Origin of the sequence: Streptococcus taoyuanensis, assembly GCF_029589235.1 — a bacterium.
Taxonomy (GTDB): Bacteria; Bacillota; Bacilli; order Lactobacillales; family Streptococcaceae; genus Streptococcus; species Streptococcus taoyuanensis.
In genome coordinates this window covers 26,429-47,331 of sequence record NZ_JARQVW010000015.1, presented here as the reverse complement: position 1 = coordinate 47,331, position 20,903 = coordinate 26,429, and the positions used below count along the sequence as shown (strand labels likewise).

Annotated in this window: 20 protein-coding genes and 3 tRNA genes; 5 read left to right on the top strand and 18 right to left on the bottom strand. The window is 41.4% G+C overall.

What is annotated here, in order from left to right; all coding sequences use genetic code 11:
* The 3 genes from P5Y91_RS08965 to P5Y91_RS08955 all read left to right on the top strand — a co-directional run bounded on the left by P5Y91_RS08965 (window position 1) and on the right by P5Y91_RS08955 (window position 1,342).
* Window positions 1-348, top strand: coding sequence for a DUF1831 domain-containing protein (locus P5Y91_RS08965; RefSeq protein WP_009730974.1), 348 nt, complete (start codon window positions 1-3; stop codon window positions 346-348).
* Window position 349: 1 nt separating this feature from the next.
* The gene (locus tag P5Y91_RS08960; RefSeq protein WP_118228208.1) at window positions 350-565 is read left to right on the top strand and encodes a DUF4649 family protein; all 216 of its coding nucleotides are present in this window, start codon (window positions 350-352) and stop codon (window positions 563-565) included.
* 129 nt (window positions 566-694) lie between these two features.
* A complete protein-coding gene (locus P5Y91_RS08955) occupies window positions 695-1,342 on the top strand; it encodes a redox-sensing transcriptional repressor Rex (protein WP_277839321.1) in 648 nt (215 codons plus the stop codon).
* 52 nt (window positions 1,343-1,394) lie between these two features.
* On the opposite strand, the gene radC is transcribed toward P5Y91_RS08955, so the two are convergent.
* The 4 genes from radC to gyrA form a co-directional block, all read right to left on the bottom strand.
* Window positions 1,395-2,078: a RadC family protein gene (radC, locus tag P5Y91_RS08950; RefSeq protein WP_049506208.1), complete on the bottom strand. Its 684-nt coding sequence runs from the start codon at window positions 2,076-2,078 to the stop codon at window positions 1,395-1,397.
* 54 nt (window positions 2,079-2,132) lie between these two features.
* Complete coding sequence (locus P5Y91_RS08945) at window positions 2,133-2,411, bottom strand: hypothetical protein (protein WP_021153142.1); 279 nt, start codon at window positions 2,409-2,411, stop codon at window positions 2,133-2,135.
* Between the two features lie 179 nt (window positions 2,412-2,590).
* Complete coding sequence (locus tag P5Y91_RS08940) at window positions 2,591-3,334, bottom strand: class A sortase (RefSeq protein ID WP_049474900.1); 744 nt, start codon at window positions 3,332-3,334, stop codon at window positions 2,591-2,593.
* Between the two features lie 13 nt (window positions 3,335-3,347).
* Window positions 3,348-5,804, bottom strand: a complete 2,457-nt coding sequence (gene gyrA / locus P5Y91_RS08935; protein ID WP_277839320.1) for a DNA gyrase subunit A — start codon at window positions 5,802-5,804, stop codon at window positions 3,348-3,350.
* 198 nt (window positions 5,805-6,002) lie between these two features.
* On the opposite strand from gyrA, the gene P5Y91_RS08930 reads away from it, so the two are divergent.
* A complete protein-coding gene (locus P5Y91_RS08930; protein ID WP_021153137.1) occupies window positions 6,003-6,989 on the top strand; it encodes an L-lactate dehydrogenase in 987 nt (328 codons plus the stop codon).
* A 44-nt stretch (window positions 6,990-7,033) separates the two neighbouring features.
* Here P5Y91_RS08930 and P5Y91_RS08925 read toward each other — a convergent pair whose 3' ends face one another.
* The 11 genes from P5Y91_RS08925 to parE form a co-directional block, all read right to left on the bottom strand.
* Entirely contained in the window at window positions 7,034-7,450 is a 417-nt protein-coding gene (locus P5Y91_RS08925) for an NUDIX hydrolase (RefSeq protein WP_277839319.1), read from the bottom strand.
* Window positions 7,451-7,506: 56 nt separating this feature from the next.
* Window positions 7,507-7,578, bottom strand: a tRNA-Arg gene (locus P5Y91_RS08920).
* A gap of 231 nt (window positions 7,579-7,809) precedes the next feature.
* Window positions 7,810-9,009 carry a 30S ribosomal protein S1 gene (rpsA, locus tag P5Y91_RS08915; protein ID WP_003011990.1) on the bottom strand — a complete coding sequence of 400 codons (1,200 nt, stop codon included), beginning with the start codon at window positions 9,007-9,009 and terminating at the stop codon, window positions 7,810-7,812.
* A 168-nt stretch (window positions 9,010-9,177) separates the two neighbouring features.
* Window positions 9,178-9,249 (bottom strand) — tRNA-Gln (locus tag P5Y91_RS08910).
* 49 nt (window positions 9,250-9,298) lie between these two features.
* Window positions 9,299-9,379: transfer RNA gene (locus P5Y91_RS08905), tRNA-Tyr, on the bottom strand.
* A gap of 52 nt (window positions 9,380-9,431) precedes the next feature.
* Window positions 9,432-9,662 carry a DUF2969 domain-containing protein gene (locus P5Y91_RS08900; protein ID WP_021153135.1) on the bottom strand — a complete coding sequence of 77 codons (231 nt, stop codon included), beginning with the start codon at window positions 9,660-9,662 and terminating at the stop codon, window positions 9,432-9,434.
* A gap of 236 nt (window positions 9,663-9,898) precedes the next feature.
* Window positions 9,899-10,921, bottom strand: a complete 1,023-nt coding sequence (locus P5Y91_RS08895) for a branched-chain amino acid aminotransferase (RefSeq protein ID WP_277839318.1) — start codon at window positions 10,919-10,921, stop codon at window positions 9,899-9,901.
* A gap of 175 nt (window positions 10,922-11,096) precedes the next feature.
* Window positions 11,097-13,550, bottom strand: a complete 2,454-nt coding sequence (gene parC, locus P5Y91_RS08890) for a DNA topoisomerase IV subunit A (RefSeq protein ID WP_277839317.1) — start codon at window positions 13,548-13,550, stop codon at window positions 11,097-11,099.
* Window positions 13,551-13,721: 171 nt separating this feature from the next.
* A complete protein-coding gene (locus P5Y91_RS08885) occupies window positions 13,722-14,540 on the bottom strand; it encodes an aminoglycoside 6-adenylyltransferase (protein WP_277839316.1) in 819 nt (272 codons plus the stop codon).
* The gene (locus P5Y91_RS08880; RefSeq protein ID WP_049473026.1) at window positions 14,530-15,042 is read right to left on the bottom strand and encodes a hypothetical protein; all 513 of its coding nucleotides are present in this window, start codon (window positions 15,040-15,042) and stop codon (window positions 14,530-14,532) included. The genes P5Y91_RS08885 and P5Y91_RS08880 overlap by 11 nt, the downstream gene beginning before the upstream one ends.
* A 991-nt stretch (window positions 15,043-16,033) precedes the next feature.
* Window positions 16,034-17,983, bottom strand: a complete 1,950-nt coding sequence (parE, locus tag P5Y91_RS08875; protein ID WP_277839315.1) for a DNA topoisomerase IV subunit B — start codon at window positions 17,981-17,983, stop codon at window positions 16,034-16,036.
* 187 nt (window positions 17,984-18,170) lie between these two features.
* On the opposite strand from parE, the gene plsY reads away from it, so the two are divergent.
* Window positions 18,171-18,815 carry a glycerol-3-phosphate 1-O-acyltransferase PlsY gene (plsY, locus tag P5Y91_RS08870; RefSeq protein ID WP_049473029.1) on the top strand — a complete coding sequence of 215 codons (645 nt, stop codon included), beginning with the start codon at window positions 18,171-18,173 and terminating at the stop codon, window positions 18,813-18,815.
* Between the two features lie 57 nt (window positions 18,816-18,872).
* On the opposite strand, the gene P5Y91_RS08865 is transcribed toward plsY, so the two are convergent.
* The 3 genes from P5Y91_RS08865 to P5Y91_RS08855 form a co-directional block, all read right to left on the bottom strand.
* The gene (locus tag P5Y91_RS08865; protein ID WP_070665881.1) at window positions 18,873-19,283 is read right to left on the bottom strand and encodes a hypothetical protein; all 411 of its coding nucleotides are present in this window, start codon (window positions 19,281-19,283) and stop codon (window positions 18,873-18,875) included.
* A gap of 56 nt (window positions 19,284-19,339) precedes the next feature.
* Window positions 19,340-19,705 (bottom strand): hypothetical protein, encoded by a 366-nt coding sequence (locus P5Y91_RS08860; protein ID WP_277839314.1) that lies wholly within the window; start codon window positions 19,703-19,705, stop codon window positions 19,340-19,342.
* Window positions 19,706-20,083: 378 nt separating this feature from the next.
* Window positions 20,084-20,869: an L-threonylcarbamoyladenylate synthase gene (locus P5Y91_RS08855; protein WP_003003291.1), complete on the bottom strand. Its 786-nt coding sequence runs from the start codon at window positions 20,867-20,869 to the stop codon at window positions 20,084-20,086.
* Window positions 20,870-20,903: the final 34 nt, after the last annotated feature.

Sequence of the window (20,903 nt, the reverse complement as noted above, 5' to 3'; positions counted from 1 at the left end):
ATGGCTTTTGAAACAAGTGTTTCATTGAAAGACTGCAAATATACCTATAGTCTACACCCAAATGTTAAAAAATATACCTTACGTGACAATACATTTGCTGTTACAAAAGTTGGAAATTACGAGTTAAATCGTTTGCTCGAGGCCGTTCCAAATAGCGGCGAAGGCTTCCTACTTAAAATCATTTTCAATAAAGATTTGACAGGTTTTAAGATCAATATTACAGACAAGTCTGGGCTTCGCCTGGTGAATATCTTTAAAAATCCAGAAAATGACATTATCCAACAAAAATTCTATTTCTTAATGGATAGTCTTGTCGAAAGAGAAATTTTCAACAAAACAGAGGCCTAATATGGTAACCCTAACTTATATCGACGCTTACCAAGTAGAACGAACGACTACTTATCCCGACCTTGCAGCCTGCATCCTCGATTTTTCAGGCTGTGTAACCCTGCCTGACTTTTACTCAATCGTATCCATTGAATACAAGGGAGAAAAACTCCCCTATACAGGGCGAGTCGATGGACTCTATGCTTTTTTGAAAAAGGTAGAGCAAGCTGAAAACTAAGCTGATGTTGATGGAACTCTCCATCGCCATCAGCTTTTTCTTTAGACAAAAATATTTTTGAAAAACCGTTCAAGATAGTTGATTTTTTCACAATCTTCCTATACAATAAGAGGGAAAGGTTGTGATATTGTGAAACATGATAAAAATACTCCAATTCCACGCGCAACAGCAAAACGCTTATCGCTCTACTACCGCATTTTTAAACGCTTTAACTCTGAAAAAATAGAGCGCGCCAATTCCAAGCAAATTGCGGATGCAATTGGGATTGACTCTGCTACTGTTCGCAGAGATTTTTCTTATTTTGGTGAATTGGGAAGACGTGGATTTGGTTATGATGTAAAAAAACTGATGAACTTCTTTGCAGATCTTTTAAATGACAATGCTATTACTAATGTCGCTATTGTTGGGATCGGAAATATGGGAAGCGCCCTTCTTAATTACCGTTTCCATGAGCGAAATAAAATGAAAATTGTCATGGCTTTTGATGTAGATGATCATGAACTGATTAATACCAAAAGTAAGGATGGGATCCCCATTTATGGGATTTCTACGATCAAAGAGAATCTCAAAAAAGAAGGCATTCAAACAGCCGTTCTAACTGTTCCAAGTGTTAAGGCTCAAGAAGTTGCTAGTCTTTTAGTAGATGCTGGTGTCAAAGGAATTCTAAGCTTTTCTCCAGTCCATCTGACAGTTCCTAAAGAGGTTGTTGTCCAATATGTCGATCTTACTAGTGAATTGCAAACACTTCTTTATTTTATGCGTAAAAACGAAGAATAAAGACTTATACTTCAACAACAAAAAGGTTGGAACAAGAAGGTTCCAACCTTTTTTATACCAAATAATCCGTTTCTTCTCGATAACTATAGTAGTTTTCTTCGGATACAATCAAATGATCCAATAGGGTCAACCCCATTACTTCACAGGCCTCTAAGACTCGCTGAGTGACTTCATCATCATTTTTACTGGGGAACACAGCACCAGATGGATGATTGTGAGCCAAGATAATGGAGGTTGCCATGTGCTTCAGTGCATAATGCAGGATTTCACGCGGCTCCGCGATACTTCGATTCACTGTTCCAATAAAGATCGTCTGTTGATGAATAATTTCATTTTGGGTATTCAAATAAAGGGCAACTAGGTGCTCCTGCTTTTTATGGCCAATTTCCTGTTGAATTTTATGGGCCAATTTCTGACTACTCATGATTTGTTCGGAACTCATTAGTTCATCTTTATGAATCCTTCGTCCAAACTCAATAACAGCCTGAAGTTCGATGGCCTTCACTCGCCCAATGCCAGAGATTTCCTGTAGCTCCTCTAGGGTTAATTGCCCTAACTCCTTTAAACTATTTACCGAGCTCAAAAGACCTTGTGCAATCTCATAAACGCTTTTTTGCTTGTTACCTGTCCGTAAGAGAATGGATAACAATTCCTGATGACTTAGCTTATCCACCCCTTCAGAAACTAAGCGCTCCCTAGGAAGCAAAGATGGTTCAATAAATGATATGTCGTACATAATTTCCTCCTCACTTATTAATTCGTAATAAATTGAGAAAATAACGACCTTTCATTATTTACTGGCGATTTCTTGCTTCAAATCATCTAACACTAAGACTTCATCTTTATTAAAGCGGATCTGATAACCTGTTTGAACTTGTTCAAGCTCCTTTAAAAACTGTTGAATTTCACAGCGGATCAAGTACTCCTGACTCTGAGGAATGGCTTCTAAGGTTTGGTAGACTTGCTCTACTTCGTAGATTCCTTTCGTAATTAATCCATTTCGTGGAAAATCATTTATTAAGAGATTATAGAAATGATGCAAGAGATGATAAATTCGCTCTTTTGTCACTATTCTACCTCCTTATCATACTCTTTCTCCTCTTATTATATACCTATTTTCCCTCAATATTATGACAAATTCCTTACATTATATTACCAATCGCTTACAATTTTACAAGAATCCTTTAGTTATTTCATGCCATACTATAAAGAAAAAAGCCCCGGCATCTCTGCCTCGGGCTTTATTTCTTAAAGTTGCATTTGATTATAAGACTTGCTGAATGAATCCAGGATGTCCTTTGGAGCCTTGTCATAGTCAACAGAGGTTTCCAAGTTTCCTTTTACAATCGTACGGTAAGTCGCTGCAGCATCCTCACAGGTCACCAAGGTGATTTCATTAACACCTTCACGATCTTGAATGACATCTACACGGTCTGGAGTCACTGTCTCAACAGACGAGATGACATAAGTATAGATTTTTTCTTTGTCCGTGATGTAGATCTTCATACCAGCCTTGGCTTTCTCTAATGGTGAGAACAGCATGGCATTTGCTCCAGTAAGGCCAAATACGTGGTGACTAGCAAGAGAATAATTGCCTTGTCCCATGACTTGGTTTTCCTTCATAGTCCCTGCTCCATAGTAAAGGGCTACGTTTTCGAGTCCTTTAAAAATTGGAAGGTTCATGTTCAATTCAGGAATCGAAATCCCCCCAATTACAGGAAGTTTTTGAGCCTGCCATTGGGCATTGATCACGGCTTCCGTCGAGAGTGACTGGACATGTTTGAAATCAAAGCTCGTCTTCACTTCTTTGTTTTTATCAATAGTCTTTTTATCGACCTTGCTAACCTGATATTGGTTGGTATGCCAAACCATAATCATGTTTCGGATCGGAGCATTGAAAATCAAGAGAAGCGAGAGAATAATCAAAAGTGTTGCAACGATGTTGATAAGAGTATTGCGTAAACTCTTTTTCTTTTTTCTTTTGCGTGACATGCTGTCCCCTTATCTATTCGTTTTCTTCCACTACTTCTTCATCTTTTTCATCGGGCTGGACTGTTGTAAAGGTCACAATTTTCGCATCCTGATCCAGTCTCATGACTTTGACACCCTGAGTTGAACGACCCGTTTGAGAGATATTCCCAACACCTGTCCGGATCATAACTCCGGTATCGGTAATGATCATCAGATCTTCATCCCCTTTAACGGTTAAAAGACCAGCTAAAGGACCATTTTTCTCTGTAATATTGGCTGTTTTGATACCTTTACCACCACGGCCTTTGGTTGGGTATTCGCTAGCCATTGTACGCTTACCATACCCTTTTTCAGTGATGATCAATACTTCATCTTGATCCGTAACGACACTAGCCCCAACAACCTTGTCTCCTTCGCGGAGATTCACACCACGTACACCTGTGGCAGAACGTCCCATATTGCGGACTACAGCCTCATTAAAGCGGACAGAATAACCATACTTGGTACCGATAATGACGTCAGCATTGCCATCTGTAAGGAAGACATTGATCAATTCATCCTCAACACGCAGATTCAGAGCTTTGAGACCGTTCTGACGAATATTTGAAAATTCAGCTACATTGGTCCGCTTGACTAAACCTTGTCGCGTCGTAAAGAAGAGATAAGCTTCGTCACTGCGGTCTTGCTCCACATTGATAATGGTTTGAATCGATTCACCTTCGTCCAATTTTAAGAGATTGACGATTGGTAATCCTTTGGCTGTCCGGCCATATTCTGGAATTTCATATCCTTTCAGACGATAGACACGCCCCTTATTGGTAAAGAAGAGCAAATGATCATGGGTGCTCGTAGAGACCAGTTCACGGACAAAGTCATCATCTTTGACACCAGTTCCTTGAACCCCACGTCCACCACGTTTTTGAGCCGTAAATTCCGCTTGATCCAAACGTTTGATGTAGCCTTTGTTAGAAAGGGTGATCAAGACATCTGTTTCTTCAATCAAGTCCTCATCTTCAAGAGAAAGGACTTCTCCAACCATCAACTCAGTTCGGCGAGCATCGCCAAACTTGCGTTTGACTTCTTCCAATTCTTCCTTGATGATGGTCGCCACACGTTCTGGCTTCGCCAAAATGTCAGCCAAATCAGCAATCAAGGCAACCAAATCATCATATTCACTTTGGATCTTGTCTCGTTCCAAACCGGTCAAACGACGAAGACGCATGTCCAAAATGGCTTGACTTTGACGTTCAGAAAGCTTGAATTTAGCCATCAATTCAGCTTGTGCTTCAGCGTCTGTCCGGCTATTGCGGATAATTCGGATCACTTCATCGATGTGATCCAAGGCAATGAGCAAACCTTCTAAGATATGGGCACGTGCTTCCGCTTTTTCTTTATCAAAGATGGTCCGTCGAGTCACCACTTCTTTCTGGTGCTCAATATAAGCCCCTAAAATTTGTCGAAGAGAAAGAATCTTTGGAACACCATTTTGGATCGCCAACATATTGAAACCAAAATTGGTTTGCATTTGTGTCATCTTAAAGAGGTTGTTCAAAATAACGTTAGCCGAAGCATCTCGGCGGACCTCAATCACAAAACGAACCCCTTCACGGTTTGATTCATCACGTACAGCTGTAATCCCTTCGATCCGTTTTTCTTGCACCAAGCGAACGATGTGCTCGTGAACCTTGGTTTTATTGACCATATAAGGGAACTCAGTAACAACAATCCGTTCACGGCCACTCTTGGTCACTTCAATTTCTGTACGAGAACGAAGAACAATTGAACCTTTCCCTGTTTCATAGGCCTTATGAATACCTGATTTCCCCATGACCAAGGCTCCGGTTGGAAAATCTGGACCAGGCAGCACTTCCATGAGTTCACGAGTGGTCACTTCAGGATTGTCCATCATCAATTTGACGGCATCTATTGTTTCACCGAGATTATGAGGTGGAATATTGGTAGCCATACCTACAGCAATCCCTGTAGCTCCATTCACAAGAAGGTTAGGGAAGCGTGCTGGTAGCACCATGGGCTCCCGCTCACTGGCATCATAGTTATCTGCAAAATCAACTGTATTCTTATTGATATCCCGCAACATCTCAAGTGCGATCTTGCTCATACGGGCTTCGGTATACCGTTGTGCAGCGGCCCCATCTCCGTCCATAGAACCAAAGTTCCCATGGCCGTCCACTAGCATATAGCGATAGCTCCACCATTGCGCCATCCGAACCATGGCTTCATAAATAGAGGAATCCCCGTGTGGGTGGTATTTACCCATAACATCCCCTGTGATACGGGCTGACTTCTTATGTGGTTTATCTGGCGTAACACCCAATTCATTCATACCATACAAAATACGACGGTGAACAGGTTTCAAACCATCACGAACATCAGGTAGGGCACGAGCTACGATAACACTCATCGCATAATCGATAAAACTCGTCTTCATTTCTGATGTTAAATTCACATCAATTAGATTATTATCCTGCATTCAAAAAATGCCTCTCTTTACTTAATTCACCATACTATTATAACACATTTTAGCCTATTTTTCTTCTTAGGAACACAAACGTAAAAACGTTTACATCAAGGATTCATACTGTTTCAGATGACAAAGACTTTCAAAAGTGGTAGAATGAAGTCGTATGAGAATCTATCTCAAAAAAAAATGAAGGAGACGTTTAGACTCATGGATTTGACTAAACAACACAAAAAAGTTATCCTTGTCGGTGACGGTGCCGTAGGTTCATCTTATGCATTTGCACTTGTCAACCAAGGAATTGCACAAGAGCTTGGAATTATCGAAATTCCTCAATTGCACGAAAAAGCTGTCGGAGATGCGCTTGACCTTAGCCACGCCCTTGCCTTCACTTCACCTAAGAAGATCTATGCGGCTGAGTACGCTGACTGTGCGGATGCTGACCTTGTTGTAATTACTGCAGGTGCTCCTCAAAAACCAGGTGAAACTCGCCTTGATCTTGTTGGTAAAAACCTTGCCATTAACAAATCAATCGTAACACAAGTTATTGAATCAGGATTTAACGGTATCTTCCTTGTAGCTGCTAACCCAGTTGACGTTTTGACATACTCTACATGGAAATTCTCAGGATTCCCTAAAGAACGCGTTATCGGTTCTGGTACTTCTCTTGACTCAGCTCGTTTCCGTCAAGCACTTGCTGAAAAATTGGACGTTGATGCTCGTTCAGTGCACGCCTACATCATGGGTGAACATGGAGACTCAGAATTCGCTGTATGGTCACACGCTAACATCGCTGGTGTAAACCTTGAAGAATTCCTTAAAGACACTCAAAACGTTCAAGAAACTGAATTGATCGAATTGTTCGAAGGTGTTCGTGATGCTGCTTACACCATCATCAACAAAAAAGGTGCTACATACTACGGTATCGCTGTTGCCCTTGCTCGTATCACTAAAGCAATCCTTGATGATGAAAATGCAGTACTTCCACTTTCTGTATTCCAAGAAGGTCAATATGGTGTTAGCAACGTCTTTATCGGTCAACCTGCCATCGTAGGTGCACACGGTATTGTACGTCCAGTGAACATCCCATTGAACGATGCAGAACAACAAAAAATGAAAGCTTCTGCTGATGAATTGCAAGCAATCATTGATGAAGCATGGAAAAACCCTGAATTCCAAGAAGCTTCTAAAAACTAAGAAAAAAACATCTCCTTATTAAAAGGGGATGTTTTTTAGCTGCTTTATTTGGATTTGTCAGCAAGGATTTCAAGCAAATAAGGCACAACGAGATTGCTCTCTATGTCTTTCAAAGAAGAAATCCATTTAAAGTCTATATGCTCTTCTGGATCTAATATAAAATCACGCTCTTCCAAAATCTCGCCAGCATAAACTAGGCGTGTAAAGACAGTATCTTTGCTGGCATCAAATTGACTATCTTCGTGGATAATCTTATTAATCCGAAGCTTTTGATTAACCTCCTCCATAGCCTCACGTAGAGCAGCCTCTCTGGGCAATTCATTCTCTTCTACACTTCCACCTGGAATATCCCAATAAGATGGATAGACATTAGGGAGACCTCGCTTTATTTTCGAGCGTTTGATAAGTAGATACTTCCCGTCTTTCTCAATCAAGGTATGGGCGATTAATTTTACTGTCATTGCATGTTCCTCCAAGAAAGAGCAAAAAAGACTCCGAGGAGCCTCGTTATGAATCATCCACCCTGAGGGAATCGAACCCCCATCTCAAGAACCGGAATCTTACGTGATATCCATTACACTAAGGGTGGCAACTGTTATAGTATATCAAATTTTCAAAAATTTTACAAGTAAAAAAGAGAGTGGGACAGAAATCAGTAATTCGTTAGAATTCGATTTCGTCGTCCCACCTCCGCACAGTTGAGTAGGGCTGTAAAAGCTGATGAAATAAGGGTAGTAGAGGCCACTCAACCACTGCGTCTTGCTCGACAATCCAAAAATAATTGAGAGGCTAGGACTTTTGTCCCAGCCTCTTTTGAATATTACAATTCGATATCGCCAAACAAGTCAGCCATTGAGAATCCAGTTTGAGTTTCTGGAAGATCAAAGTCGCGTTTTTCTTGTTTTGGACGACGTGGGCGAGATTGACGTTTTTCTTGTTTTTCGCCTTCTTCTTGAGCTGGACGTTCTTCAAGAGCTTTGATAGAAAGTGATACACGTTCATCTGCAGCATTTACTTCAAGAACTTTAACAGTTACTTCTTGTCCAACTTTAAGAACATCTTTTGGATTTTCAACACGTTTGTGTGAAATTTGTGAGATGTGTACAAGTCCGTCGATACCTGGCAATACTTCAACGAATGCACCGAAGTCAGTCAAACGTTTAACAGTTCCTTCGATAACATCACCAGCAGCCAATTTTTGTTCAACGCCATCCCAAGGTCCAGGTGTTGTAGCTTTCAATGAAAGTGATACACGACCTTCTTCTTCGTTCAAGTCAAGAACTTTCACTTGGATTTCTTCACCAACAGTTACAACTGATTTAGGTGATACGTTGCGTTCGTGTGACAATTCTGTCAAGTGAACCAATCCATCAACACCACCAAGGTCGATGAAAGCACCGAAGCTTGTGATACGTGCAACTTTACCAGTTACGACATCACCAACGTTCAATTTACCAAATACTTCTGCGCGTGCTGCAGCTGATTCAGCTTCAACAACTTCACGACGTGAAAGGATAAAGCGGTTTTCTTTTGGATCTACTTCTTTGATTTTAGCATCAAATTCTTGACCTACGAAACGTTCAGTGTTACGTACAAAACGAGTATCAAGCATTGAAGCTGGAATAAATCCACGAAGTCCTTCAAATTCTACTGAAAGTCCGCCTTTAACAGCGCGAGTTCCTTTAACAGTAACAACTTCTTCTTCACGTCCAACCAATTTGTCCCATGCTTTGCGAGCTTCCAAACGTTTTTTAGATACAAGGTAAGTTACTGTATCAGTATCTTTACCAACTACTTGACGAAGAACAAGCAATTCAAGTGTTTCACCTGGTTTTACCAAGTCGTTGATGTCAGCATCACGATCGTTTGTCAATTCGCGAAGAGTCAAGACACCTTCGACACCAGTTCCAGAGATTGCAACGTTAGCTTGGTTCGCGTCAACTGTCAATACTTCAGCAGTAACAACGTCACCTGGTTCAACTTGGCTAACACTGTTTAGCAAATCTTCAAATTCATTCATCTAAAAAATCCTCCAACAATCAAGTTTTCTAAAACTTGACATACTTATAATTATTTTTCCTAAGCAAGCACTCGCAATGAGATCAACTACAATCTTTAACGACTCATCCTATAAAGAAATAAAATACCTGGATAGATATTTTATCACTTATCTGATATTACCTAAGAACTGGGGTAGCTGGATTCGAACCAACGCATGAGGGAGTCAAAGTCCCTTGCCTTACCGCTTGGCTATACCCCAAAAAGAGCGCTGACATCAGTCACTTTATCATCGTCACAATGAACGCTAATGGAGAGAGAGGGATTCGAACCCCCGAACCCGAAGGAGCGGATTTACAGTCCGCCGCGTTTAGCCTCTTCGCTATCTCTCCATATAAATCAACAGGATCTATTATACCATTGATTTACTATGATTGCAAGCCCTTATTTATTCAAATTATAATTTTCTATTAAAATTTCAACGGCTTTTTCAAGTTTTTTGTAAAGAGAATCCACATTTCCATTTTTGATGATGGCAAATTGCCCACCCATATCTGCAATTTCACCAATCGTTTTCTTTCCAATGGACAAAGTGAAACCATCAAAAGTGTCTTTTCCGACGGTTACTTTACTATCAACGATTTGAATCTCAATTTTCTTATCTTTTTTACTCATTTCAACCCTCTTTTCACTTTTTCTATTTTACAAAAATTCTCTTGATGACGCAAGAGAAAAGGGAGTGGGTCAGAAAGAATTTAGTTAGAAATTCCTTCTTTATCCCACTCCCGCAAGAGTCATTTGTCACTCTTCTATTCCTAAAAGCGAATGAAGAGAAACATTAGCTACTGCGTTCTTTGGTTAAGACTCGTTCTCATTGAAGCCTGGACACTTTGGTCTCAGACGCTATCGGTTTAATCGACTTTGACAATCCATCCTTCTGGCGCTTCGACATCACCAAATTGGATACCGGTCAACTCGTCATAAAGCTTCCGTGTGACAGGACCTACTTCTGTTTCAGAATAGAAGACATGGAAGTCATCACCGTGTTGAACGCCTCCGATTGGAGAGATGACAGCTGCGGTACCACAAGCTCCTGCTTCTACAAAACGATCCAAGTCATTGATAAAGACATCCCCTTCAATTGGTGTCATACCAAGACGGTGTTCTGCCAAGTAAAGCAAAGAATACTTGGTGATAGATGGCAAGATAGAAGGACTCAATGGCGTCACAAATTCGTTATTAGCAGTAATACCAAAGAAGTTTGCAGAACCAACTTCTTCAATCTTGGTGTGAGTCGCTGGATCGAGGTAAATCACGTCAGAGAAGTTACGATCATGCGCAATCTTACCTGGCAACATACTAGCTGCGTAGTTCCCACCAACTTTTGCAGCCCCTGTACCATGTGGTGCAGCACGGTCATACTCATCTTGAATCAAGAAGTTCGTTGGGACCAAACCACCTTTAAAGTAGTTACCGACAGGCATTGCAAAGATAGTAAAGATATACTCATCTGCAGGTTTTACGCCAATAATATCTCCAACACCGATCAAAAGAGGACGAAGGTAAAGGGTAGCTCCTGTACCATATGGTGGAACATATTCTTCATTTGCCTTTACAACTGCCTTACAAGCATCCACAAACATGTCAACAGGTACTTGAGGCATCAGCAAACGATCCGCTGTGCGTTGCAAACGTTTAGCGTTTTGATCTGGACGGAACAATTGAATGCTACCATCTTTTGTACAGTAGGCTTTCAACCCTTCAAAGGCTTGCTGACCGTAATGCAAACTTGGAGAAGATTCGGACAAATGCAAGGTCGCATCTTCTGTCAATTCCCCTTTTTCCCAAGCTCCATTGCGATAATGTGCCAAATAACGATAGGGTAATTTCATATATGAAAAGCCAAGATTTTCCCAATCAAGTGATACTGTCATGATAGTGCTCCTTTTAATTTTTTCTATTCCTTGTCGATCTGATGCAGGTCGATTCAGTTTCTCAATCTATGTACACTATTGTACACCATTTCATGAGAATTTCAAGCGAAATTTTCAATTTTCAGAAAATTTATTTTTAAAGAAAGTCAGTCCTAGAATGGACCGACCCCTTCTTTTATTTGATAGTGGCTGAAAAAACTTCTTGATCCGAAATGGTATCATTGACAAAGGATCCATTGCTTGTTCTTTCAGAAATGCTTAATTGTGTCAAATCAACCTCGGTCACCTGTCCAGTGATAGACGTAATGGCAAGAATTTGATCTTGTTCTGCCACTTCTTCTTGGCTCGTAAAGAGATCGAAATCTCCTTGGTCAGTGAAGACTGGACCTGCCTTGAAGACGCGATGTGGTTTATTTTTCAACTCACGCAAGACCTGTAGTCCCCGTTTAGCCCGACTGGTCACAGGAATATCGTCTTGTAACATCCGTTTGAGACTGCCTCGTTGAGTCAAAATGTACATGCTTGGAGTTGTCGACTTAAAGGCGGCAGCAACTTGATCTCCGTCTTTGAGGTTAATGGCTTTGACCCCTGCTGCTTTGGCTCCTACGACAGGGACCTCCTCAACATTGAAGCGCAACCCATACCCATTTTTAGTAATGATCATGATATCTTCAAGAACAACTGGCGCAACTGCTACGATACGGTCGTCTTGGTCTTTTAGCTTAGCATATTTAGTCGATTTAGAACGATAAGTCCGCCATGGGCTTAATTCCTTGCGTTCAAAGCGCTTGATTTGTCCTTGTTGAGTTGCTGCAAAGTAGGTTACTCCCTCAAACTGATCCACAATCTCCGCAAAGAGAATTTCTTCCTCTTGCTCGAAATTGGTCAAGGTTTGACTGAGGTGCTCTCCGATATCCTTCCACTTGGTATCTGTCAATTCGTGAATTGGTCGATAAATGGCATTTCCCAAGTTGGTAAAGAGCAAAAGATGCTGGGTGGTCTTAGCAGGCTCTACGAAAATCAACTCATCGTCGTCCCGCTTACCGACTTCTTCCACTGTCGACGCATTGAAGGAACGAGGCGAGGTCCGTTTAATGTAACCCGCACGGGTCACGCTGACGAAGGTTTCCTCTTCAACAATGAGACTGGCTGTATCAATCTCAATCGTTTTAGCAGTGTCTTGCAACTCACTACGACGCGGATTGCCAAAGAGTTTCTTGACTTCACGCAATTCCTTCTTCATGAGGTTAAACATAGTCCGTTCATCCCCAATGATGGCTGCCAAGGTCGCGATTTGTTCCTTGAGACTGGCATGCTCTTCTTCCAAAGTCACGATATCCGTATTGGTCAAGCGGTACAATTGCAAGGTGACAATAGCTTCTGCTTGTTCTTCGGTGAAATCGTAGCTGACCTGGAGGTTTTCCTTAGCATCTGCCTTGTTATCAGAAGCTCTGATCAAGGCAATCACTTCATCAAGGATAGAAATGACGCGGATCAAGCCCTCTACGATGTGGAGCCGTCGTTCTGCCTTTTCCTTATCAAAGCGCGAGCGAGCGACAATGATATCCCGACGGTGTGCAATGTAGCTAGACAGAATCGGTACAATCCCCACCTGACGAGGGGTATAGTTGTCAATTGCCACCATATTGAAGTTGTAGTTGACCTGCAAGTCTGTATACTTGAACAAATAGTTCAAGATCAAGTCTGCATTGGCATCTTTTTTGAGCTCAATGGCAATACGAAGACCATCTCGGTCAGACTCATCCCGGACTTCCGCAATACCGGCCACCTTGTTGTTAACACGGACATCGTCGATCTTCTTGACCAAGACAGCCTTGTTGATCTCATAAGGGATCTCGGTAACAACGATTTGCTGCTTACCACCTTTGAGCTGCTCGATCTCTGTCTTAGAGCGGACAACCACCCGACCCTTACCAGTTTCATAGGCTTTCTTAATCTCATCCCGGCCTTGGATAATGGCACCCGTTGGGAAATCAGGTCCAGGTAAAAACTCCATGAGCTTGTCTACCTTGGCAGATGGATGGTCGATCATGTAGACCACGGCATCGATGACTTCAGCAAGGTTGTGTGGCGGAATATCTGTCGCGTAACCAGCTGAAATCCCTGTAGCTCCATTGACCAAGAGGTTTGGAAAGGCTGCCGGCAAAACAGTTGGCTCTTTTTCTGTATCGTCAAAGTTCCAGGCAAATGGTACTGTGTTCTTTTCGATATCTTGCAAAAGATAACCCGCAATTTCAGACAAGCGTGCTTCGGTATAACGCATGGCTGCCGGTGGATCACCGTCCATGGAACCATTGTTTCCGTGCATTTCGACTAGAATCTCACGATTTTTCCAGTCCTGAGACATGCGGACCATGGCATCATAGATAGAACTGTCCCCGTGAGGGTGGAAATTCCCCATGATATTTCCGACAGACTTGGCAGACTTGCGGTAGCCTTTGTCATGGGTATTGCCATCCTTATTCATAGAATAAAGGATCCGCCGTTGTACAGGTTTCAAGCCATCCCGAATATCAGGAAGAGCCCGCTCTTGAATAATGTATTTGGAGTAGCGACCAAAGCGCTCCCCCATGATGTCCTCCAGGGACATATTTTGAATATTAGACATAAGATACAAAGCCCTTAAAATACAAAGTGAAAATTAGAAATTTATCTTTTTCACACAGCACTCAGGGCGTGTTCAACTCCTTTCAAAGAATGTTGAGTAGTCTTTTGTAGAAAAAGGAATTCCGTCACACCAAGTAACCAAAGGATCCTTTTTTAGTTTAAAATAGATTCATTAATGATTCGAAAGTTTCTCTTTAGCATAAGAAATCATTTTCTCTGCAACTTCCATATCGTAAGTAAACCCCATCTTTTGGGCCAGAATTTGAGCTTCTCGATCGAATAGCCCCATGGTAGCAAATAAAGACTGTGTGATTTTATCGAAACTAGATAGATCAAGCAAAGCTGAGAACTCCTTCTCTTGCTCAGCTGGTAGATACTGGAAGAGGTACTTGTAGTTCTTTCCGATATCAACTGATCCCCTTTCGCTTGTCACCTGCCAAGATAAGACCTTGAGGAGTTCTTGCTGACAAATGCCATAGAGGTGATCGGTCGCATAGATAAGCTGATTTCTTCGAATGGCCTTGACAACATAAGCCGATACCCACCAAAATTCATTGCAGGATGCTGCAAAATCCTCTTCAGTAGGAGGAGCGGTCCAGTAGCGCTTGGAATTAGGCTGATAGGCTTCAAATAAGCCTTTGTCGTCCTTTATAACTTCAAAATTTGCTTCGCTGTCCACCCACTCTTGAATGTGCTCCTTGGGACAGAGGGTCAAATCGATACGGTTGCCGTCTTCATAGAGCATGAGGTAAAGACGACGGTGTCCAAGGACATTGTGCTGTTCAATCAGCCGTATCCCAAACTGGTCTAGCCAAGATAAATCAGATATCAAGTCCTCCAGATTCTCAACAATATAAACCACATCATAATCTTGAAACTCATCTCTTAGAGAGTGGATATCGGATCGCGAACCGGATAAGGCCACTGCTTCCACTTGCAGGGATTCAGCTATCTGCAAGATCAGGTCCATCATTTCTGTCTCAGTTCTCATCTTCTACTCCTTCACCGCTATGGGATGCTTGGAATTGTTGGTCTTTGTCTAAATAAAGATAAAGAGATGGGAGAAAGAATCCAATCAATATAGCTACTTCTAGCAGTCGCATGCGACCTAAATTAGTCATAAAGTGCTCACTAGGAGTACAAAAAGCAATCCAACTGGCAACTAGATAATAGGAGACAATGCCAATTACTTTCCACACTCTATCCTTATAGACAAGATAGAGACGAATTCCACTATAAAGAAGCGCTATAAGCAACAAGGGATAACAGAAAAATAAGAGAACAGCTCCAACTTCCAAACTTGTCGCAGTATCCTGAAATTTTATTAACCCGTGTTCATATATTGTCAGACATAGCATAATAGGAAAAAAGAGACCAAAAAATGGTTTTTTCCTTTTATCTAATTGCCTTTCAATAAATAAAGCAATAGCCAAAGCAATCAATGGGAGTACAAAACTAAGAGACATACTAATCATAAATAATAAATCATTCATTTCACACCTTCTTACGATTCTGGCTAATGATCAAAAATATGGCTGGCAAATAAGATAGAAAAAGAGACAGGAACATTAACCTTATCATCATGCTTCGGTGTTGCAAAAACTCTTCCGGTATACTAGCCATAACCCGGTAAAAAAGGACCCCACTTACTAGATAAGCGAAGATGATCAGGATGATTTTCCATCCATATTTAGGAAAAATTGAAAATAATCGTATGACGTGATAAAGCAAGGCAATTACCACCAAGGGAACACCTAGGACTATTACCATTAGTTGAACAGCAAAGACTATTAGCATGAAGGGAAGAGCCCTCTCAACAACGTCGAATGAATCAAATTGTACGACACAATAAGTCATGACTGTTAAACAAATTGGATAATACAAGCCATAAAAATTTTTCTTTTTCCAATTCATCCAAAAGGCAATGAAGATGGATAGAAACAAGACAATATACAATTGGTAAAAATGATTGAATGTAGTAATTAAAAAATCCATAATTTTTCCCTTCCTAGCTAACTTCTATTGATCTCGGTCGAAAAAGTAGAGATAAATAGGAGGAAGATAGGAGACCAGAATCATCGAAAAAATGACTACGTAAATGAAATGATCGATCTGAAATACAAATTCCACATATATGGCCAAGGCACCTACAAGCAGGGGACCCAAAATATAGGATATAAAAATCAATAATGCCTTCCAGATTTTTTTCTGATAGACGAAACACAAACGAATCAGTGTAAAGATTAAGGATCCAATTATCAAGGGAAATCCATATAAAAACATGAGAATGCCCGCTTCTAAAGCACCGGATTCTGGGAGCCTAATATTGGATTCTAGTACCTTAAGCATACATAGAGTAAAGACTACCGGTGCAAACAACCCTAATAGTCTAATTCTTCGACGATTCATGTTAATTGCAAGATAAATGGAGGACAAAAAGACTAACAAAATAAAACCTATGTATAGAGCCATCACTCGCACTCCTTAAAACGCTGTCGTTTCTTCCAAAGTAAACTTAACGTTATCTTCAATCCATTGACGACGTGGTGCCGCCTTATCTCCCATGAGGACGGAGACACGGCGTTCTGCACGCGCTAAATCATCAATGGTAACACGGATCAAGGTGCGGGTTTCTGGATTCATGGTCGTTTCCCAAAGCTGATCCGCATTCATTTCCCCCAGCCCTTTGTAGCGTTGGAGGGTTGCTCCACGGCCAAAGGTCCGACGCAACTCTTCTAATTCACTATCTGTCCAAGCATAGGCTACTTCTTCTTTCTTTCCTTTGCCTTTCGACATCTTATAAAGAGGAGGAAGCGCGATGTAGACATGCCCAGCTTCTACCAAAGGACGCATATAACGATAGAAGAAAGTTAAGAGTAGGGTTTGAATGTGGGCACCATCCGTATCCGCGTCGGTCATGATAATGATCTTATCGTAGTTAGCATCTTCCACAGAGAAATCTGCCCCAACTCCAGCACCGATGGTGTAGATCATGGTGTTGATTTCCTCGTTTTTTAGGATATCGCTCATATTGGCCTTCTCAGTATTAAGAACCTTCCCACGAAGTGGAAGAATCGCTTGGAACTTCCGGTCCCGACCTTGCTTAGCCGATCCGCCAGCTGAGTCTCCTTCGACTAGATAGAGTTCGTTTTTCTTAGGATTTTTAGACTGGGCTGGTGTCAATTTACCAGACAAAAGTCCTTTGTCTTTTTTGCTCTTCTTGCCATTTCGGCTTTCATCCCGCGCTTTTCGAGCGGCCTCACGCGCATCCCGTGCTTTAATAGCCTTACGAATGAGATTAGAAGCCAATTCTCCATTTTCCATCAGGAAGAAGGTCAATTTATCAGAAACAATGCTATCGACGACTGGACGAGCCAAGGGACTTCCTAATTTGTCTTTGGTTTGTCCTTCAAACTGCAAATGAGCTTCTGGAACCAGGATAGAGAGAACAGCAGACAAACCTTCACGGTAGTCTGATCCTTCCAGATTCTTGTCTTTTTCTTTGAGGAGTCCTGTCTTTCTTGCATAGTCGTTCATAGCCTTGGTAATGGCTGTCTTCAGACCTGTCTCGTGGGTTCCCCCATCTTTAGTGCGGACATTATTAACGAAGGACAATATATTATCTGAGTAGCCATCATTGTATTGCATAGCCACTTCTACCTGAAACCCATCTGATTCGCCACTAAAGTAGAGAACCGGTGTCAAAGTTTCCTTGTCTTCGTTCAAGTACTCTACGAAATCTTGGACACCATTTTCATAATGAAAGGCCACATGGTTGTCTTCTTCCTTGCGAAGATCAGTCAGCGTCAGCGTCACATCCTTCAGCAAGAAGGCTGATTCTTTGATTCGCTCAGCAATGGTATTAAATTTGAAATCTGTCGTTGAAAAGATGGTTGGATCTGGCATGAAGGTAACCTTGGTCCCTGTTTTAGACTTGGGAGCAGAGCCAATCTTTTCGAGGGTTGTAACTGGTTTTCCACCATCTTCAAAACGTTGCTTGTAGACAGCTCCATCACGAGTAATTTCTACCTCTAGCCAGCTAGAAAGGGCATTGACGACAGAAGATCCCACTCCGTGAAGACCTCCAGATGTCTTATAGCCTCCTTGACCAAACTTCCCTCCGGCGTGGAGGACCGTAAAGATCACCTCAACGGTTGGTTTGCCCATAGCATGCATCCCGGTCGGCATTCCACGTCCCTGGTCTTCTACCGATAGAGAACCATCTTTATTAATCGTTACATCGATTTGTGAGCCAAAGCCAGACAAGGCTTCATCGACCGCATTATCCACGATCTCCCAGACCATGTGATGCAAGCCATTTCCATCGGTCGATCCGATATACATCCCTGGACGTTTACGGACCGCATCCAACCCTTCTAGTACCTGAATGGCATCGTCATTATAATTATTAATATTGATTTCCTTTTTTGCCACAAGGAACCTCCTGTTTGTTCATCTTTTCTATATTACAGTTTTTTAGGAAATTTTGCAAAATTTTTTCTCTTTATATGGAGATTTCTATATCACAGTAAAAAATGTTAGCTAAGCACTTTCTTCAGATGTCACACTTGAACTCCAGAAATTGCTTTTTCTATCGATGGCTTTTTGATATAATGAAACTATGATAAAAGAAATAAGTGTTTTAATTTTAGCCTATCTGTTAGGCTCCATTCCTTCGGGATTATGGATTGGGAAAATCTTTTTCCATATTAATTTACGGGAACATGGCTCGGGCAATACAGGAACGACCAATACCTTTCGGATTTTAGGGAAGAAAGCTGGGATCATTGTCTTTGCGATTGATTTCTTAAAAGGAACTTTGGCCGTTCTCCTTCCGACTTTCTTTGGAATTCAGGGGATCTCGCCAATGGTCTTTGGTCTCTTAGCCGTTTTGGGGCACACTTTCCCAATTTTTGCTGGATTCAAGGGTGGAAAAGCAGTGGCGACGAGTGCTGGTGTCTTACTTGGTTTCTCGCCTATCCTGCTACTCATTTTAGCTGTTTATTTTGTAGCCAGCCTGTACTTAACCAGTATGATTTCGTTTTCGAGTGTTACCGTTGCGCTACTCGCCATTCTTTCAGTCCTCCTTCTTCCTTTGACTGGATGGATCTTGCACAGCTATGATCCGCTTTTTACAGTCATTGTCTTGGCCTTAGCTACCTTGATCATTCTACGACACAAGGACAATATCCAACGGATCAAAGAGAAAAAAGAAAATCTCATCCCTTGGGGAAAGAACATCACCCATCAACAACCAAAAAACTAGAGCAGGCGCTCTAGTTTTTTTGGTTGGATCTCCCTTATACTTTTGAACAGATCCTCATTATAAAGCATCGACTAGGTCCATCAGTATTTCCATAGGAGTTTTTTTCCTACGACCATTAACAGTTTCGATCATGTGATAAACTTTTAAACGATTGTCATTGCTAAAGACAAACTCAAAGCGGAATTCGCGTCCGTTGGGTGCCACTGTATCAAATTTCGTTTTATATTTATCATGAACGGGGCTAACTGGAAATTTATTGAAGAGTAAGCGTCGTTTCTCCCCTGCTTCTTTCAAACAGTTTTCTAGTTCTTGACAATAGTTATAAAACAGCTGATAGAGGTCTTCTTCTGAAATTCTTCTTCTCCGAACTAATGATGTAAAATCCGAAAAATTTCTGCGCGGGATGTCAATACTAAATGAAAATCCCTCTTGGTTGATTCTTTCTAAAAATGCATCTCTTGAAATCATAGAACCACTCTTTCTTTTATCAATCTTTAGCGAACCCTTATTGTTTCTATACATCGTCAATCCATTATGTAATCAAGCAGGTCCATCAGGGTGAGTTTCTTGCGACCATTGACTGTCTCAAATAGATTATAAACTCTTAGTTCTTGATTCTTTTTGAAAGCAAACTCAAAGCGGAACTCGCGGCCATTGCATGCAGCTACATAAAATCCGGTCTGATACTTCCTCTTATCCGCTACTGCGTGCATTTGCCGGTCTTCTACCTCTCTACAAAGTAAAAGAAAGATCTGATAGAGTTGCTCCTCAGAGAGCCTTTTTCTCCAAACCAATGACTTGAAGTTATTGTACCGCCACCATGGGATTTGGATGTTAAAGGAAAAACCTTCCTGATTGGCTTTATCGATAAATGCTTTTCTGGAGACCATACCACTTCCCCTTCTATTGGATCATCGTTTGACTCTATTATACCATCTTTTATCCTTTCACAAAAAAAGCATTCCAAACGGAATGCTTTAGAATTTTGACAATATGATTTTTACATAAGACAGGTTAAGGAATGCTAAAAAAAATTAAAATGATAAATAACATCAAGTTCATACAATAGACACTGAAACTTTCCGCCGTGAGAAAAGTGCTAGAAACACTGTTGTTTCTAGCACTCGGGAGTTTTGGAACCTTAGGTCCAAAACTAAGTCATGGAACTTCATAGAAGTTCGCTGACGTCCGTACTCACCTAAGGAAAGTTTCTAAGATAACTTTGTCTTCAATCTTAGCATTCCAAATGGAATGCTTTATTCTGTTTCTTAATAGTATTCCCCTTGGCGGTAGTTCCAAGAGTTGAAATGATCAGATAAGTGCATCATGATCTTATCGATATCCAATCCTTTACGGATCACAACTGGACACGTATTGACAGAACGGCTACCTGCTCCTTGTTCTGGAATGAGTTTTCCTTCGGCATCAACCATAGAGACCATCACACCTTGTTCATAACGAGTTTCAATGGTCTTGTCTGGTTGGATAGAGGCTACATAATCATCGGCTTCGATAACCAAGTCCACAGCACCTTCGATACGCTCACCAATTCCTTCGACCTTCCCGCGGTTACCTTTACCGGAAGGATTAGCTGAAGAAGCGTAAACCATCTTGCCTTCTTTTTCCCACATTTCTTTGGCGATTTGCTCACCAGCTTTACCAAATTTGATGACAAAGCATGAAGTTCCACGAACGTCTGTCATGAGTTCTTCACGTCCATCTCCGAAAGCTTGCAATTTTGCATAAGCATCTTCACGCCAAGGAAGGATACAACCAAGCAAGATATCTTCATCCCAATGTTTTTGGTAGAAGGCTTCGATTTCAGGATTCAATTGCGCAAGGGCACGTAGTTCGTCCATGCTTCCGCAGAGAACCACACCTGGTTTGTTACGGTTGCGTTCTTTGGCTTCAAACTTCCGTTCCAAGCCAGCCTTGTCACTGGTCATGATGATGTAGCCAACTTTGGTAGGGCAGACGATACAGCCACCCTCTCCTTTAAGAATATCAAATCCTTCTTGTGAAAGTTGTCCGTCCCATTGAATGTGTTTTGTCATAAGTCTCTTTCCTTTTCTATTCTTTTTAGTATTG

Bases quoted from the DNA above. Each gene is read 5' to 3' on its own strand.
- P5Y91_RS08965 (WP_009730974.1), top strand. From the start codon at position 1: ATGGCTTTTGAAACAAGTGTTTCATTGAAAGACTGCAAATATACCTAT.
- P5Y91_RS08960 (WP_118228208.1), top strand. From the start codon at position 350: ATGGTAACCCTAACTTATATCGACGCTTACCAAGTAGAACGAACGACT.
- radC (WP_049506208.1), bottom strand. From the start codon at position 2,078: ATGTACGACATATCATTTATTGAACCATCTTTGCTTCCTAGGGAGCGC.
- P5Y91_RS08940 (WP_049474900.1), bottom strand. From the start codon at position 3,334: ATGTCACGCAAAAGAAAAAAGAAAAAGAGTTTACGCAATACTCTTATC.
- gyrA (WP_277839320.1), bottom strand. From the start codon at position 5,804: ATGCAGGATAATAATCTAATTGATGTGAATTTAACATCAGAAATGAAG.
- P5Y91_RS08930 (WP_021153137.1), top strand. From the start codon at position 6,003: ATGGATTTGACTAAACAACACAAAAAAGTTATCCTTGTCGGTGACGGT.
- P5Y91_RS08925 (WP_277839319.1), bottom strand. From the start codon at position 7,450: ATGACAGTAAAATTAATCGCCCATACCTTGATTGAGAAAGACGGGAAG.
- rpsA (WP_003011990.1), bottom strand. From the start codon at position 9,009: ATGAATGAATTTGAAGATTTGCTAAACAGTGTTAGCCAAGTTGAACCA.
- P5Y91_RS08900 (WP_021153135.1), bottom strand. From the start codon at position 9,662: ATGAGTAAAAAAGATAAGAAAATTGAGATTCAAATCGTTGATAGTAAA.
- P5Y91_RS08895 (WP_277839318.1), bottom strand. From the start codon at position 10,921: ATGACAGTATCACTTGATTGGGAAAATCTTGGCTTTTCATATATGAAA.
- parC (WP_277839317.1), bottom strand. From the start codon at position 13,550: ATGTCTAATATTCAAAATATGTCCCTGGAGGACATCATGGGGGAGCGC.
- P5Y91_RS08885 (WP_277839316.1), bottom strand. From the start codon at position 14,540: ATGAGAACTGAGACAGAAATGATGGACCTGATCTTGCAGATAGCTGAA.
- P5Y91_RS08880 (WP_049473026.1), bottom strand. From the start codon at position 15,042: ATGAATGATTTATTATTTATGATTAGTATGTCTCTTAGTTTTGTACTC.
- plsY (WP_049473029.1), top strand. From the start codon at position 18,171: ATGATAAAAGAAATAAGTGTTTTAATTTTAGCCTATCTGTTAGGCTCC.
- P5Y91_RS08865 (WP_070665881.1), bottom strand. From the start codon at position 19,283: ATGATTTCAAGAGATGCATTTTTAGAAAGAATCAACCAAGAGGGATTT.
- P5Y91_RS08860 (WP_277839314.1), bottom strand. From the start codon at position 19,705: ATGGTCTCCAGAAAAGCATTTATCGATAAAGCCAATCAGGAAGGTTTT.
- P5Y91_RS08855 (WP_003003291.1), bottom strand. From the start codon at position 20,869: ATGACAAAACACATTCAATGGGACGGACAACTTTCACAAGAAGGATTT.